Annotated in this window: 14 protein-coding genes; 5 read left to right on the top strand and 9 right to left on the bottom strand. The window is 62.6% G+C overall.

Features of this window, described 5'->3' with window-relative positions:
* Positions 1-45 precede the first annotated feature (45 nt).
* Positions 46-567: a multiprotein bridging factor aMBF1 gene (locus GJR98_RS11545; RefSeq protein ID WP_151138604.1), complete on the top strand. Its 522-nt coding sequence runs from the start codon at positions 46-48 to the stop codon at positions 565-567.
* Between the two features lie 132 nt (positions 568-699).
* Complete coding sequence (gene tpiA, locus GJR98_RS11540) at positions 700-1,344, top strand: triose-phosphate isomerase (RefSeq protein ID WP_058573739.1); 645 nt, start codon at positions 700-702, stop codon at positions 1,342-1,344.
* Between the two features lie 39 nt (positions 1,345-1,383).
* Here the strand turns inward: tpiA and GJR98_RS11535 are convergent, their stop codons facing one another.
* The 6 genes from GJR98_RS11535 to aroC form a co-directional block, all read right to left on the bottom strand.
* A complete protein-coding gene (locus tag GJR98_RS11535; RefSeq protein ID WP_151138602.1) occupies positions 1,384-3,132 on the bottom strand; it encodes a helicase HerA domain-containing protein in 1,749 nt (582 codons plus the stop codon).
* Positions 3,133-3,195: 63 nt separating this feature from the next.
* The gene (dinB, locus tag GJR98_RS11530) at positions 3,196-4,515 is read right to left on the bottom strand and encodes a DNA polymerase IV (protein ID WP_151138600.1); all 1,320 of its coding nucleotides are present in this window, start codon (positions 4,513-4,515) and stop codon (positions 3,196-3,198) included.
* Between the two features lie 83 nt (positions 4,516-4,598).
* The gene (gene lrpA1, locus GJR98_RS11525; RefSeq protein ID WP_151138598.1) at positions 4,599-5,027 is read right to left on the bottom strand and encodes an HTH-type transcriptional regulator LrpA1; all 429 of its coding nucleotides are present in this window, start codon (positions 5,025-5,027) and stop codon (positions 4,599-4,601) included.
* Positions 5,028-5,135: 108 nt separating this feature from the next.
* Entirely contained in the window at positions 5,136-6,074 is a 939-nt protein-coding gene (locus GJR98_RS11520) for a thiamine pyrophosphate-dependent enzyme (protein WP_151138596.1), read from the bottom strand.
* Positions 6,075-6,077: 3 nt separating this feature from the next.
* Entirely contained in the window at positions 6,078-7,973 is a 1,896-nt protein-coding gene (locus GJR98_RS11515; protein WP_151138594.1) for a 2-oxoacid:acceptor oxidoreductase subunit alpha, read from the bottom strand.
* Between the two features lie 199 nt (positions 7,974-8,172).
* Entirely contained in the window at positions 8,173-9,330 is a 1,158-nt protein-coding gene (gene aroC, locus GJR98_RS11510) for a chorismate synthase (protein WP_151138592.1), read from the bottom strand.
* 105 nt (positions 9,331-9,435) lie between these two features.
* Here aroC and GJR98_RS11505 point away from each other — a divergent pair, with 105 nt between their 5' ends.
* Positions 9,436-9,930 (top strand): DUF6653 family protein, encoded by a 495-nt coding sequence (locus GJR98_RS11505; protein ID WP_151138590.1) that lies wholly within the window; start codon positions 9,436-9,438, stop codon positions 9,928-9,930.
* Here the strand turns inward: GJR98_RS11505 and GJR98_RS11500 are convergent.
* Complete coding sequence (locus GJR98_RS11500; RefSeq protein WP_151138588.1) at positions 9,916-11,157, bottom strand: alkaline phosphatase family protein; 1,242 nt, start codon at positions 11,155-11,157, stop codon at positions 9,916-9,918. The genes GJR98_RS11505 and GJR98_RS11500 overlap by 15 nt on opposite strands.
* 69 nt (positions 11,158-11,226) lie before the next feature.
* The gene (gene aroA / locus GJR98_RS11495) at positions 11,227-12,519 is read right to left on the bottom strand and encodes a 3-phosphoshikimate 1-carboxyvinyltransferase (protein WP_151138586.1); all 1,293 of its coding nucleotides are present in this window, start codon (positions 12,517-12,519) and stop codon (positions 11,227-11,229) included.
* A 170-nt stretch (positions 12,520-12,689) separates the two neighbouring features.
* Between aroA and GJR98_RS11490 the strand changes: the two genes are divergently transcribed.
* A complete protein-coding gene (locus tag GJR98_RS11490) occupies positions 12,690-13,109 on the top strand; it encodes a CBS domain-containing protein (RefSeq protein WP_151138584.1) in 420 nt (139 codons plus the stop codon).
* Positions 13,110-13,213: 104 nt separating this feature from the next.
* Entirely contained in the window at positions 13,214-14,389 is a 1,176-nt protein-coding gene (locus GJR98_RS11485; protein ID WP_151138582.1) for a M24 family metallopeptidase, read from the top strand.
* Positions 14,390-14,425: 36 nt separating this feature from the next.
* Here the strand turns inward: GJR98_RS11485 and GJR98_RS11480 are convergent, their stop codons facing one another.
* Positions 14,426-14,947, bottom strand: coding sequence for a hypothetical protein (locus tag GJR98_RS11480; RefSeq protein ID WP_151138580.1), 522 nt, complete (start codon positions 14,945-14,947; stop codon positions 14,426-14,428).
* Positions 14,948-15,103: the final 156 nt, after the last annotated feature.

Here is a 15,103-nt window from a genome sequence, read left to right as displayed (position 1 = left end):
ACCGGTGGCGTGCCTTTTATACGCGGCGGGGCGGTACGTGAGTGTATGCCTCAGTGCGAGATGTGTGGCTCCAACCAAGCCTCTCTGAAGACTGTGAAGGTCGAAGGCGCAGAACTGCAACTGTGCGATAACTGCGCCCAGTTTGGCACGGAGGTCCGCACCGAGTCGACTTCCAGTGCGAGTTCGAAGTACTCTACTTCCTCGTCGAGTGGGAAGGCCAAACGCTCGTCTGGGTCGTCTTCGTCCTCGTCGTCGAAGACGCGCCGACGCCGCGACATGTTCGACGACATGGACGAGATTGCCACCGACTACGACTCCCGTATCCGACAGGCGCGCGAGTCGCGCGGGATGAGTCAAGAAGAACTCGCCAGCTCGCTCAACGAGAAGGCGAGTCTCATCCGCAAGCTCGAACGCGGCGACATCATGCCGCCGGACACTGTCCGCAAGAAAATCGAGCGCAAACTCGACATCTCGCTGGTCGAAGGCGAGAGTGACGACGACTCCGAGTGGTCTGGCGGCGGCAGCACGACGACCACGCTGGGCGACGTCGTCAAGCGCAAAGACTGACGACCGTCTGCACGCGACTCGGCGAGCCCTCGCCGCGACGTTTATCATAGTTCTTCTCCCGTGAGACGCCGTCTCGTGGCAATCACGGCGGTGAAAACCAATTTATTAGTCTCGCCAGACCCCACTTCGAATGTGTTCATCCTAGTCAACCTCAAGGCGTACCCGTGCGACCCCATCGAAGTAGCGACTGCCGCGCGCGACGTCGCCGAGGAGTCCGGCGTCCGCATCGCAGTGTCGCCCCAGGCGGCCGACATCTCGCGCGTCGCCGACACCGGCGTCGAGACGTGGGCACAGCACGTCGACCCGAACGACTACGGGAGTCACACCGGAAGCACGCTCGCCGAAGCAGTCGCCGAGGCGGGTGCAGTCGGGACACTCATCAACCACTCCGAAAAGCGGATGAAACTCGCCGACATCGACGGGTCGGTTCAGGCGGCCGAACGCGCCGGACTGGAGACCTGTGTCTGTGCGAACAACCCCGCCCAGATTGGCGCTGTCTCCGCACTCGGACCTGACTCTGTCGCCGTCGAACCGCCGGAACTCATCGGCGGCGACGTCTCTGTCGCGACTGCAGACCCCGGCATCGTCACCGACGCCGTCGACTCCGCAGCTAACGTCGACGAAGATGTCGACGTGTACTGTGGCGCTGGCATTTCCACTGGCGACGACGTCGTGACCGCAGAAGAACTCGGTGCGAGCGGTATCCTCCTCGCGTCCGGTGTCGCCAAGGCCGACGACCCGCGCGCGGCCCTCGAAGACCTCGTCTCCGGACTGTAGACGACGACAACACTACGAACGCACACTGCCGACCGACGATTACTCGGCGGCGGCGTCTTCACGTTCTTCGTCGACGAACGACGCTTCGATAGCGGCGACTGTCTCTGCGAGTTCCTCGGCATCCAAGAGGTCCGCGTACTCGTCGCTAACGAGGTCGGGCAAGGCGTACTCGTACTGGCCGCGGCCGGCGTGGCGGATGAATCCCGCCCGGCGAAGTGAGCGATTGCGACCGTAGGCGAGGTGCTGGTCGCCCGTCTCACCCGCCGCAACGTGTGCTGCGAGTGGGTCCGAGATACCGTATTCGCGGTAGTGAGCGAGCATCCCGTGGTGGACCTCGCCGAGCGCGTTCACGATGGCGGTCATCCGGTCGACGACGTCACGTCTGTTTTCGGCACCCGGTGCGGGTTGCAGGTCTGCAGGTTCGAAGTCGCCCATATTAGCGGCGGCCTCCCACGCGTCGTCGTCTCCCGAGTCACCCTCTGTCCCAGTCGGTACGTCGAACCCGTGTGTTGGCCACGGAGGACCGTCTGGCGCTTCGAGCGGTGGTCGTGGGTACGGCCGTGACTCGCTGTCCGTGTCGTCGGCGTTCTCGACAGCACGGGCGACGTCGTCCGGGGTCGCAACCTTCGGGGAGTCGTCCTCGTCGTCTGCAGCACCGTACTCGCCGAGTGCGGCCTGCTTCTCTTCGGGACGGTTGAGATTGCGCCCTTCCCCGCCGCGGTAGGGAGCCTCGGCTTTCTGGAACATCGCTTGAGCGAACTGGTCGGCCATCCGTGAGAGGTCACGCGCCTCTTCGAGTTCGCGTTCGAGCTGTCGAATCTTCGCCTCCTTCTTTTCGAGTTGTTGGCGAAGGTCGGCGATTTCGCTCTCGCGACGCTCCTTCTCGTCGGATATCTCTTTCAGGTCGGAGACGAGGTTTCCGTCGACCGACTTCAGGTCGGGACGTTCGAAGTCGTCGAGGCCGGGTGTCGCACCCGCGTCGAACGTCTGCTTCTTGTGGAACTGCACGCGACGGATAGATTCGGACCAGTCGGTGACGAGAAAGCCCTCGCCGTTGCCCATGTCCTCGATGGCGTCGGCGTACTCCGACCCGAGGATGCGGCCGACGACTTTCGTGTCGTTCCGCCAGGTGAGTCGGTGCCAGACCAGCCAATCACACTGCGTGATGAAATCTTTCTTCACGTCGGCGGGGCGCTGCGAGATGCCGACGACGCCGAGGCCGTGTTTCCGCCCGCGCTTGCCGATTTTGATGAGCATCTTGCCCGCTTCGTCCATCCCGCCCTTCTCCGGGATGTACTCGTGGCACTCCTCGATGAGCATCAAAAACGGCTTCTTGAGTTTCTTCTCTTTAGCGAAGAGGTGCTTTGCGACTTCGGTCACCAACTCGTCCGCCGCCGCGTCGTCGAGATAGCCCGACACGTCGAGGATTATCGGGACGTTCTGTTCGAGTGCGAGCGTCGCGAGTCGTTCGGCGTGTTCGGGACTCACCTGAATGTCGCACTCGTCGTCCGCGCCCGCGTGCAGGAGTTCGAACTCCTGTTTGAGACCGTAGTACTCTCCGTCGGTGTCGACGATGAGCACCGGAAAGTTCGACGACAGCAGATTCTCTATCAACACCGACGCCGTGTTCGACTTGCCAGACCCGGACTTCCCCGTGATGAACCCTCGTCCGGTGAGAATGTCGACCACTGGAAGGTCGACAGTCGTCCCCGGGTCTTCTGCGCCCACTCCCCCTGGTCCGTCACTGATCTCGGCGACCGAGATCGTTTCCGTGTCCGAATCCGTCATTCGGTTTTTCCGACAGTCCCAGAGGTGATAGTTCCTGCCCTCCGCGACACTCACCGTCGCCAATCAATCGAACTCCACGAGCGACGACTGTCCGCGACGTTTTCGTCGTGGTTCGGACGACGAGCGTTCGTCGCTCCTCGCAGAATCGCTGGCCGCAGTACGCTCCGACTCGCTGTCAGCCTGCTCATCCGACGTCGTCGCCGCGTCAGACTCCCATCCGTCGAGGCTCGACTGGTCTGCCGACGCAAACGAGAGGTTCGAGACGCGCACACCGAGTTTGCGGACTCGCTCGTCGGCGAACTCAGCGTCGAGTAACTCCAGTGCCACTGATTCGACGAGGTCGGGGTCGTCGACGGGGCCGGGGAGCGACCGCGCCCGGGTGTTGATGTCGAACGGCGGGACGACGACTTTGATGCCAATCGTCCGGTACATCGCTCCACGTGACTGTGCACGGTCGGCCACGTCGGCCGCGAGCGCACGGACCACCTCGCGTTTGTCTTCCATCTCGGCAGTGGGTTCGGTGAGCGCAGACTCTCTGGAGAGACTCTTTGGTCGCCCCGTCGGGGTGACGCGCCGGTCGTCGGAGCCGCGTGCTCGTTCGTGGAGTTCGCGGCCACGCGACCCGAACTGTGATTCGAGTGTGGCCGGGTCGGCCGCTGCGAGGTCACCCGCCGTCTCGATATCCAACTCTGCCATCTTGCGGGCCGTGACGGGTCCCACGCCGTGGACCTCCTCGACAGGAATCGGTGCGAGAAATGACTGAACCTCACCGGGCCTGACGACGACGAGGCCGTTCGGTTTGTCGAAGTCTGAGGCGATTTTCGCGGTGGACATGTTGGGTGCGACGCCGATGGACGCCGTCACGCCCACCTCGCGAGCGATGCGCTGTTTGACGTACCGAGCGTAGCCCTCGGCCAGCGTCCGGTTGCCCGACGGGGCGACGTCCCACGCCGTCCGGTCGGTCACGTCGAGGTACGCCTCGTCGATACTCACTTCGCGGACGACGTCGGCGCAGTCGTGGAGAATCTCTTTGACCTCTGCCGCGACGGATTTGTAGAAGTCGATGTCGACGGTACGGTAGTACCCCGTCCCGGACGGGTCGTCGCCCGGGTCGACATCTGCGCGGCGCGGCAGTTTATCCAGGGCCGTCGAGATTGGTTGCGCACTCCCGACACCGAACTCACGGGCTTCGTAACTCGCGGTTGCGACGGCACCGTGGCCTTCGCCGGGTTCGTAGCCCATGCCGACGACGACCGGTTCGCCGACGAGTTCGGGCTCGCGGAGGCGCTCACAGGACGCGTAGAAACAGTCCATGTCCACGTGGAGGACGATACGGTCGATCTCGTCGTCCGATTGCGTCCCCGGAAGCGTCTCCTCCGCCATCACAGGATGGTAGACGGGCGACGTACCTGAACCTTCAGGTAGCGCGGTGAAACTGAATTCACCGAACAGAGAACTGAGCGTGGTTACTTCAGTCGTTCTTGCAGGAAGGACGGGTGAGCGGCCTCGATACCCTCGATAGAGAGAATCTTCTCGGAGATGACGTCACCGAGTGAATCGCCGTCGACGGCGCGGACTTCCGCCATCAGCATGTGGTCGCCAGACGAAGTGTAGAGTGATTCGACGTCGTCGAGTTCCTTCAGGGCCCGTGTGACCTCCACGTAGCGTTCGCTGGCGCATTCGATACCGACCATCGCAATCGACTGTCCAGCGAGTTTCTTCGGGTCGACGTCTGCGGAGTATCCGATGATGACGCCATCGTCTTCGAGTTTACTGATGTACTTTCGAACCGTCGGCTTCGACACGCCCGCTCGGTCTGCAATCTCGGCGTACGACGCTTTCGCGTCTTCTTCCAAGACTGCGAGGATGCGTCCCTCCGTGGACGTGGTTTCCATGCCCGTTTCTTTTCCTACGGGAGAAAAATATCTTGCGAATCCGTAAACGCAACTCCGTCACGTCGAACCGGTGAGAGAACCGGGTCGCCGACGTGGCGGCGGTTCGCGTTACTTGTGCTTTCCGAGGAACTTGTCGTAGGACCGTTCCCACTCGTAGGAGTCGTCGAAGTACCGCTCAGCGAGCGGTTCTTCGGGCATCTCGCCGATGCGCTGTTTCTCCTGCTGGTAGGATGGACGGCTCTCGTCGACGTAGTACCGGCCGGTGAGGACGGTACCCTCGTGAAGCGCGTTCTCCGTTTCGAACATCATCTCGGACGCCTCGGCTCGACTCGTGTTGTCGAACTCGTAGTCGTCGGACTCGTTGATGTCGATGTACGGGACGTACTGGCGTGCGTCCTTGTTCCACGTCGGGCACTGCGTCAGGAAGTCGACGTGGGAGAACCCGTCGTGCTCGATCGCTTCGACGATGATGTCTTTCGCCTGGTTCGGGTTGACCGCGGCCGTACGGGCGACGTACGACGCACCCGCGTTCAGCGAGAGCGAGAGCGGGCGAAGCGGCGTCTTGGCCGAGCCGTGCGGCTGGGTCTTGGACTTGTGGCCCATCGGCGACGTCGGGGACGTCTGTCCCTTCGTGAGGCCGAAGATCTCGTTGTTGAACACGATGTACGTGATGTCGTGGTTCTCACGAGCGGTGTGCATGAAGTGGTTGCCACCGATACCGTAGCCGTCACCGTCACCGCCGGCTGCGACCACGGTCAGACCGGGGTTCGCGAGCTTTGCGGCACGGGCGATTGGCAGCGAGCGACCGTGGATGGTGTGGAAACCGTAGCTGTTGAAGTAGCTGTTGAGCTTACCGGAACAGCCGATACCGGTCGTCACCATCATCTCGTCGGGCGAGAGGCCGAGTTCGGCCGCCGCACCCTTCAGAGCCTTGAGCACACCGAAGTCACCACAGCCAGGACACCACGTCGGCTGGGGTTCGAGTCCGGGCGTGAACTCGTTTTGGTCTTTCTCCGTTTCCTCACCGATTGCGCTGAATGCACTCATGATTTATTCACCCACCTTGGGGACGAACTTCGTACGGTTGTCTGGGAGCTCCTCGCCTTCGAGGAGCGCCGTCTCGAAGCCCTCGACGATGTCGGCGGGCTCGAACGGGTTACCGTTGTACTTGAGGAGGCTCGACATGACGTCGCCGTAGCCACCGAGTTCCTTCTGGACGAGGCCGCGGAACTGGGCGGAGGCGGTCATCTCGACGACGAGCGATTCGTCGACGCTGTCGAGGAACTCCGAAACCTGCTCTTTCGGGAACGGCATCAGTTCGGAGACACCGAGGACCTTCACCGAGTGACCGTTCTCGTTGAGGACGTCGGCGGCCTCTTCGACGGTGCCCTGCTGGCTGCCGAAGGTGATGAGGCCGTAGTCGGCGTCTTCCGGACCGTAGACCGTGTTGAACTCGCCGTCGTCGTCGAGCTCGGCGCGGATGGAGTCGACCTTCTGCATGCGGCGGTTCATCTGTGCGATGCGGTTGTCGGGGTCTTCCGAGATGTGCCCAGCGGGCATGTGCTCGTTACCCGTCGCGAGGTAGCGACCACCCTTCTGACCGGGGAGCGAGCGCGGCGAGACACCGTTCTCGGTGTCGTGCTGGTAGCGCTGGTACTTACCCGAGTCGTCGTGGGGTGCGTCTGCGAGTTCTGCTTCCGTCAGGACCGAACCGAGGTCTGGGTTCGGTTCTTCGTCGAAGACGGAGGCAGGGACGTTCGAGAGTTCGCCACCGAGCTTCTGGTCGTAGAGGACGATGGACGGAATCTGGTACTCGTAGGCGAGCTTGAACGCCTTGCGCGTCTGGTAGTACGCCTCGGCAGCGGTGCCGGGGGCGAAGACGACGCGGTGGGAGTCACCCTGCGACGTGTACAGGACGTGCTCCATGTCGGACTGCTCTGGCTTCGTCGGCATACCCGTCGATGGGCCGGCGCGCATGGCCTCGACGAGGACGATCGGCGTCTCGGTAATCTCGGCCAGACCGAGCGGCTCGGACATGAGCGAGAACCCGCCACCGGACGAACCGGACATGGCCTTCACACCAGCGTGCGAAGCACCCATGGCCAGCGCCGCGGCAGCAATCTCGTCTTCGACCTGCTCGGAGATGCCACCGAGTTCGGGAAGGTTCTGGGACATGATGACGAACACTTCCGTCCACGGGGTCATCGGGTAACCCGAGATGAAGCGGCAGCCTTCGTCGATTGCACCGTAGGCGATGGCGTCAGAACCGGAGAGGAGAACCTGCTCTTCGTCGTGTTCGCCCGACGGAACCGAGATGTCGGGGGCGTCGACGTCGAACTCCTCTTGGACCATCTCGTAGGCGTCGTCGAAGACCTCGAGGTTGGGTTCGAGAATCTTCTCCGGCATCGCGTCCGACATCAGGCTCTTGATGACGTCGGGCTCGATGTCTGCGATGGCGCAGGTGACTGCGACACCGGCGGTGTTACGCATGACCTCACGGCCGTGTTCACGGGCGATGGTGCGGAGGTCGATGTCGTAGACGTGCCAGTTGTTCTCTTCGACGCGCTCGTCGAAGTTCTCGATCTCGTCGGTGTCGAGGAGACCAGAGTCGTAGACGATGACACCACCTTCGACGAGTTCGTCGAGGTTCTCCGAGAGCGGCTTGATTTCCTCGTTGCCGTAGTAGGCACCCTCACTCGGGTTGCGAGCGAACGAGTCACCGAGCGAGAGGAGGAAGTTGTACCCGTCACCACGCGACTTCACGGGTTCGTCGCTGACGCGTACTTCCGTGTACGTGTGGCCGCCGCGGATGCGTGATGGATAGTGTCGATGCGTGAAAACGTGTAGCCCCGCTCGCATCAGGGCTTTTGCGAAGTTCTGGCTGGTCGAGGCGATGCCGTCACCGGAACCCCCTGCGATGCGCCAGATAAGTTCGTGGTCAGTCATAATTTGAGCTCACGGCCCCGCTGGGGCGCTGTTTGAAAATTTGGGGTTGGTCCGATTAAAGACTTTGCTATGGATTGACAAGGAAAGATAATGAAGGACTTAATATTGTTAAATTGGTCTGCCCACCCGTACCCGAAAATGGACGAATGGAGAGTTCAGAAGGGAGTCTAGCGGAATCGAGAACTCAGAATCGAGTGACCTATTGGTTCTCCGGGCTCGATGGATGATACGGCGTGTCATACTCGCCGACCTTCCCATCGAGACGGTCGGGGTTGATGTACCCCGTCAGGAGCATGAAGTCGAGGATGGTCAGATACAGCATCGCCTCCACGACCGGGACCCCACGTGGGGGGAGAACTGGGTCGTGTCGGCCGACGACCTGAATCTCCTTTTCTTCACCCGTCTCCCAGTCGACCGTCCGCTGTTTCTTCGGAATCGACGTCGGCGCGTGGAGCGTCATCTCGCCGTAGATTGGCTGGCCGGTCGTGATGCCGCCCTGAATGCCGCCGTGCTTGTTGCCGACTGGCCGCGGGTCGCCCGCGTCGTCGAACTCCCAGTCCTCGTTGCGGTCCGAACCGGTCCACTCACGCGCCTCTCGTCCGAGTCCGAACTCGAAGGAAGTCGCCGCAGGCACGGACATCATCGCCTGACCGAGTCGCGCCGAGAAGGAGTCGAATCGGGGAGAGCCAAGACCACGGGGGACGCCCTGCGCTTCGAAGTAAATCGACCCACCGATGGAGTCGCCTTCCTTCTGGTACTGCTCGATGGCTTCCTGCATCTTCTCAGCCGTCTCGGGGTGTGCACACCGGACGTCGTTTTCTTCGGTGTGTTCGAGCATCTCGTCGAACGAGACTGGCGGTGCTTCGATGTCGCCAATCTGGTTGACGTGGGCTTTTACCTCGATGTCGTACTCGCTCTGTTCGAGCACTTGCTTCGCGACGGCTCCCGCCGCAACCCAGTTTACCGTCTCGCGCGCGGACGAGCGTCCGCCACCTCCCCAGTTTCGCGTCCCGAACTTCGCCGAGTACGTGAAGTCACCGTGCGACGGCCGAGGGGCGGTCACGTACGGTTCGTACTTCCCGGAGCGAGCGTCTTTGTTCTGGACGACCATCCCGATGGGCGTCCCCGTCGTGTAGCCGTCTTGCGTCCCGGAGTTGACGACGACGGCGTCTGGTTCGCCGCGACTCGTCGTAATCATCGATTGGCCCGGTTTTCGTCGGTCGAGTTCTTTCTGGATGTCTTCGACAGAGAGTTCGACGCCGGCGGGGCACCCGGAAATCGTGGCGCCCATCGCGTCGCCGTGGCTCTCGCCGTAGGTGGTCACCCGAAAGAGGCGACCGAATTCGTTCCCGTTCATTACCGCACCCTCGGGTGTCCGGCCATTTAGTGTTTGTAGAAAGGTGCAATCGTGGGCGGTGTTCAGCGTGCGGAGATTCATACCCGAGTGCGTCGAACGTTCCCTATGGAACCGACATCCGACGGAGGATTCCGCGGCCGACTCGAAGCGACGTTCTGGGAGCGACACGCGAATCCGTGGAGCGCCGGGACGCGAATCCTCGTCTATCCGGTGTTCATGTACGCCATCTACAAGCGCGACGCGAAACTGTTCGCGGCGACGCTGGCGTTCATCGCCGTCAACCCGGTGCTGTTTCCCCGCCCCGAGCGCACGGACAACTATCTGAGCAGAATCGTCCTCGCGGAACGGGAGTGGTTGGACGAAGGAAAGGGGACGATGGGACTGGACTACCCGAACGTCCTCAACGTCCTCAACATCCCCGTCACGTTCTACGCGTTCGCCTCGGCGTTCCGGCGAAAGCCGGTCGGGACGCTCCTCGGCACGCTCGGCGTGATGGTCATCAAACTCTGGTGGACCGACGCCATCATCAGAAAGACGGGCGTCACCGGTGAGGGACCGTCCGATAGCACTCTCTCGGAAGCGACTTCACTCGCAGAGTGAGTCGAGCGTCGCTGTCGCGAAGGGAATCAACATCTCGTCGGGGTGGAGTCCACCGTGCATGGCGAGGAAGTCCAGTTTCCCCACGTCCTCGTCGCCGTACCAGACGCTGCTGTCGCGGTGGACGACGACGAGGTCACCGAGTCTGTGCTCGAACGTCTCGGAGGGGTTCGGACCGAACAGGTCAGCGTCGAGTACCTCCTGTTTCCGGAGTACTCTCGCGTCGAGTTCGGACGTGAGCGTCTCGTAGACGGCGTCGATTCGGTCCGGTCGGAGGTGCAGATGGACGTTTCGAGCACTCCCCGAGTACCGAATCGGCGTCCCGTCGGTGAGCGTCTGCAGGTCCGAGACGATGTCGAACGGAGGTGCCGAGATATCGACGTTTCGCTCCCGTTCGGTGTCGATGAGGCCGTGGTCGGCGGTGAGGCAGACGAGTGTCTGCCCTGCGTCGTCGCTGGCGGCTTCTCCGAGTCTCTCGATTGCCTCGGAGATGCGGTCGAACGTCTCGACTGCAGTCTCGCGGTACTCGTCGGAATCGACGCCCTCCCCGTGTGCGACGGCGTCGGTCTGCGGGAGGTACGCGAAGATGTACGCCGGGTCAGACGCCTCGTGGGCGGCGTCCGAAAACGCCCCCGAGAACGTCGAGAGGTCCTCGGGGTCGTAAGGGTGTGCAACCGTTCCGTCGTTGGGAAACGGCGTCACCTGATGCACTTCGATGCCCGCGTCGGCCAGTTCGGGATAGATGCTCTCGGCGTCGGCGACGTCCTCGAAATCGATTCGCTCCGGTCGAGTCCCATCTTTCCGGAGGAACGGAAGCGCCTCGAACTGTTCGTCCGAGTCGGGGTCGTAGACGTACCACCCGACGACGCCGTGTTCGGCGGGCAGGGCGGCCGAGTGGAACGTGTTCATCGCGGCGGCCGTCTCCGAAGGATAGACTGTGGTGAGCGGAGTCACCCGACCCGCTCGCTCGAACTGCCGCAAGAACGGGATTCGCTCGCGCTCGCCATCCCACTGGGCGAGGCCGAACCCATCGACGAGAAAGACGACGACGCGGTCGATGTCGTCGTACTCGTCGGTGGCCGCGTCGGGGAGGCGCGGCCCAACGTCGGCACCGAGCAGGTCGGCGACTGTCCCCGGAATCCGAGAGAAGCACCAGTCCTCGTATGCAGGGAGGAGGTAGTCACCGTCCAGTTGGCGCTCGCGCAGTTCCGACACGTCGAGGTGCTGCATGCCCAGTTCGCCGGACAGCGCGGGGAAAAAGATTCCGTCGAGTCAGCCAGCTATCTCTTTTACGGCGAGTCAGTCCTTGCGCATGTTCACACCGAGGTCGAACATCGCATCGAAGAAGTTGGGGAACGACACGTCGACGTGCTCTGCACCGGCGATGGTCGTCTCGCCATCTGCGACGAGGGCGGCGACGGTGAGTGACATCACGATTCGGTGGTCACCGCGGCCGTCGACTTCTGCACCGACGAGGTCGGTGTCGCCGCCGTGGATGGTGAGTCGGTCCTGTTGTTCGGTGACGTTCGCGCCCATCTTCGAGAGTTCCTCGGCCATCGCAGTCACGCGGTCGGTCTCCTTGTAGCGGACGTGTTCGCAGTTCTCGATGACGGTGTCGCCGTCGGCGATTGCGCCGAGCGCGGCGATTGTCGGGAGCAAGTCGGGCGTGTCACCCACGTCGACTGTGGTTCCCGTGAGGTCCGCAACAGAGACAGTGAGTTCGCCGGCGTCTTCGTCCCACTCGACGTCGGCACCCATGTCGCGGACGATATCGACGATTGCTTTGTCGCCCTGCGCGGAGGGGCGCGCACCTTCGACGATGACAGGTTCGTCTTCTGCGCCTGCGACAGCGCCCGCGGCGAGGAGATACGATATCGACGAGAAGTCACCGGGGACGCTGTACTCACCGCCTTCGGGTCGGTACGACTGCCCACCTGCGACCGAGAATCCGTCGTCAGTGCGCGTGGCCTCGACACCGTAGTCGTCGAGCACTTCCAGCGTGATATCGACGTACGGTGCGGACTTGAGTTCGGTCGTGAGTTCGATATCGATTCCCTCCTCGGTGACCGCGCCGGCCATGAGAAGCGCCGTGATGTACTGCGAGGAGACGTCACCGGGGATTTCGACCGTGCCGCCGGTCATCCCATCGCCGACGACGAGCGGTGCCTGTCCGTTTCTTCGCGTGCTCTCGGCTCGGCCGTCGAGGTCGAAGACGGCGTCGAGAAGTGGGCCTTGTGGGCGCGAGCGGAGCGACTCGTCACCGGTGAGGATGGTCAGGTTCTCGCCGAGGCCCGCACAGGCAGTGACGAGTCGCATCGTCGTCCCCGAATTCGCGCAGTCGATGACGTTGTCTGGCGTCTCGGGTCGGCCGTCGAAGCCGACGATATCGACCGTCTGGCCGTCCCGGTCGACGGTTCCACCGAACGCTTGGACTGCACGCATGGTCGCTTTCGTGTCGGCGCTGACGAGGGCGTCGCGGACGACTGCCTCGTCACTGTACCCTGCGGCGAGGAGCGCACGGTGTGTGTAACTCTTCGACGGCGGCGCTCGGATTCGACCCCGAACCCGAGACGGCGAGATGTGAACGTCCATACGCGGGCGTCGTGAGGACGTAGTATCAGGGTACCGGACGCGGCGACGTTCTCCCGCTCATCGGCGAGCAGGAATGACCCACCACGCACACCCGAGTAGGACAACGACAGGTGTTCCCGAGTCGTTAGAATCACGAGTATTCCTTTGGCCTCACCGAACGAATCACAGGTATGCTCGTCAAGGATATCGCCCACACGGACGTCGTCACTGTCGAAGTCGAAACACCCATCGTCGACGTCGCTCGAACGATGCGAGACGAACGCGTCGGGAGCGTGGTCGTCGTCGACGGAAAAGGAGTCGTCGCGGGGTTGCTGACTGACCGTGACCTCGTCGTCTACGGACTCGCCGGAGACCGACCGGTCGGTGACCTCGTAGCCAACGACATCTTCTCGACGAACGTGTTCTGTGTGGCCCCCGACGATGGCATCACCGAAGTCGTCGACAAGATGCACGACGAGGGTGTTCGCCGAATCCCCGTCATGGCCGACGGCGACCTCGTCGGCATCGTCACGCTGGACGACCTGCTGTGTCACCTCTCGAGAGAACTCGAAGAACTCGCAGACGTCGTCCGTGGCGAGTTCCCGCGGTAGACTCGGAGACTGTCGTCTGCCCGATGCGATGCACTGGGGACCGAAACCGGAAACCGCCGTCCGCGACGCGAGGGCTTTACTACCGACCGGGCGAACCCCGGCATATGGAACCAGATTTCTCACCGCTGGCCGAGTTCCTCGGCGACGACTTCGACGGCTATCTCATCTCCGCTGACGGCAGTGACTCGAACCAGTTGTACCTCTCTGGATTCGACGCACCGGACCCGTACACGACGTTGTATACGCCCGAGGGGACCCACCTTCTCGTCTCTACCCTCGAATACGGACGTGCCAAAAAGGAGAGTCGTGCGGACACCGTCTCGCGACTCTCCGACTACGACTACATGGAGAAGTACACCGAATACGGCCCGGTCGTCGGGAAGGCGAAAGTGCTCGCCGAATTCCTGGCCGACCACGACGTCGCGTCGCTCGCGGCCCCAGACGACTTCCCACTCGCCACCGCCGACGCCCTCCGCGACGAAGGCGTCTCCATCGAAGGGGAAACGGACGACGTGCTGACGACGATTCGCGCCGTGAAGGACGACGACGAAATCGACCACATCCACGACGCGCAGAAGGCAACGCAGGCGTCGATGCACGCTGCGGAAGACCTCATTCGCGCCGCCGACGTGGCCGACGACGGCACCCTCCGCTACGAGGGTGAACCGCTGACGAGCGAGCGCGTGAAAGAAGAAATCGAGGTCACGCTCCTCCGCCACGGGTGCGCCCTCAACGAGACCATCGTCGCGTGCGGTGCCGACGCCGCCGACCCGCACAACCGCGGAAGTGGCCCACTCTCCGCCAACGAAGCCATCATCATCGACATCTTCCCGCGCAACAAGGCGACGAAGTACAACGGCGACATGACCCGGACGTTCGTGAAGGGCGAACCGACCGAGGAGGTTCGCGAGTGGTTCGACCTCACAGAAGAAGCGTTCAACGCCGCCCTCGACGCCGTCGAACCGGGTGCAACCGGCGAAGACGTCCACGACGCAGTCTGTGACGTGTACGAAGCGGCCGGCGAGAACACGCTCCGCGCCGACCAGTCGGCCGAGACTGGGTTCATCCACAGCACGGGCCACGGCGTCGGCCTCGACGTACACGAACTCCCACGCGTGAGTCAGAACGGCGAGGAACTGAAACCGGGCCACGTCATCACTATCGAACCCGGCCTGTACGACCCAGAAATCGGTGGGGTCAGAATCGAGGACATGGTCGTCGTCACCGAAGACGGCTACGAGAACCTCACCGACTACCCAGTCGAACTCGTCGTCGAATAAGAGACTGCACGGCCTTCCCCGGGACCGAATCGCTGATTAGCTGTCGAGTGCGCTGCCGCCGGTGGTCGGGTCGACTCCCGAGGCGTCTGTCCATCCGGAGTTGACGTCGCGCCACTGCTTCAGGAGGTTTTCGAGCGCGTCGGCGGTCTCAGGCGTGAGAACGCCGGCGGCCTGTCTGACGACGCTTCCGTCTTCGATGAGAAGTGCGTAGATGTTCCCTTCCCCGAGGAGTCCAAGGCGGCGCTGGAGTGCGGTCTTGTTCACACGTGTGACGAGTGCGTTCTCGTGCGGTCGGCTGCGAGCGGCACCGGGTGACATCCCACCGCCTGCGAGCGGCGGCATCATCCCGCTTCGGCCGCCGAGCACGAGCAGTTCGTAGTATCCGAAGTGGTTGTAGGTCTCACAGAGTTCTTTTGCAAACCCTCGCCACGACCCCACGAGCGACTGCTGGCGGCGGTCGAAACTGATGAGCACGAGCGTCTGTTCACCCTCGAGGTCGTCGGGGAGAACGACCTTCTGGCCGTTCGTATCTCGGGACGGCAGGCGAGGGAATTCCATGCGCTAGGCGAAACCCCAATGGGATATAAGTCTAATTGCCGATTCAGTAAAATATCGCGTCGTGAGCAGTGGTTCCGGAACGTGCGTGACGCGAAAACTCATTGACCGTGGTCTAGCGTTCACACACATAAACCTCTGGGCCCAACTCTCAACTCC

This window comes from Haloferax marinisediminis (assembly GCF_009674585.1).
In the GTDB taxonomy this organism is placed as follows: Archaea; Halobacteriota; Halobacteria; order Halobacteriales; family Haloferacaceae; genus Haloferax; species Haloferax marinisediminis.
The sequence above is the reverse complement of the archived record's forward strand: the minus strand, read 5'-3'. Positions and strand labels throughout refer to the sequence as shown.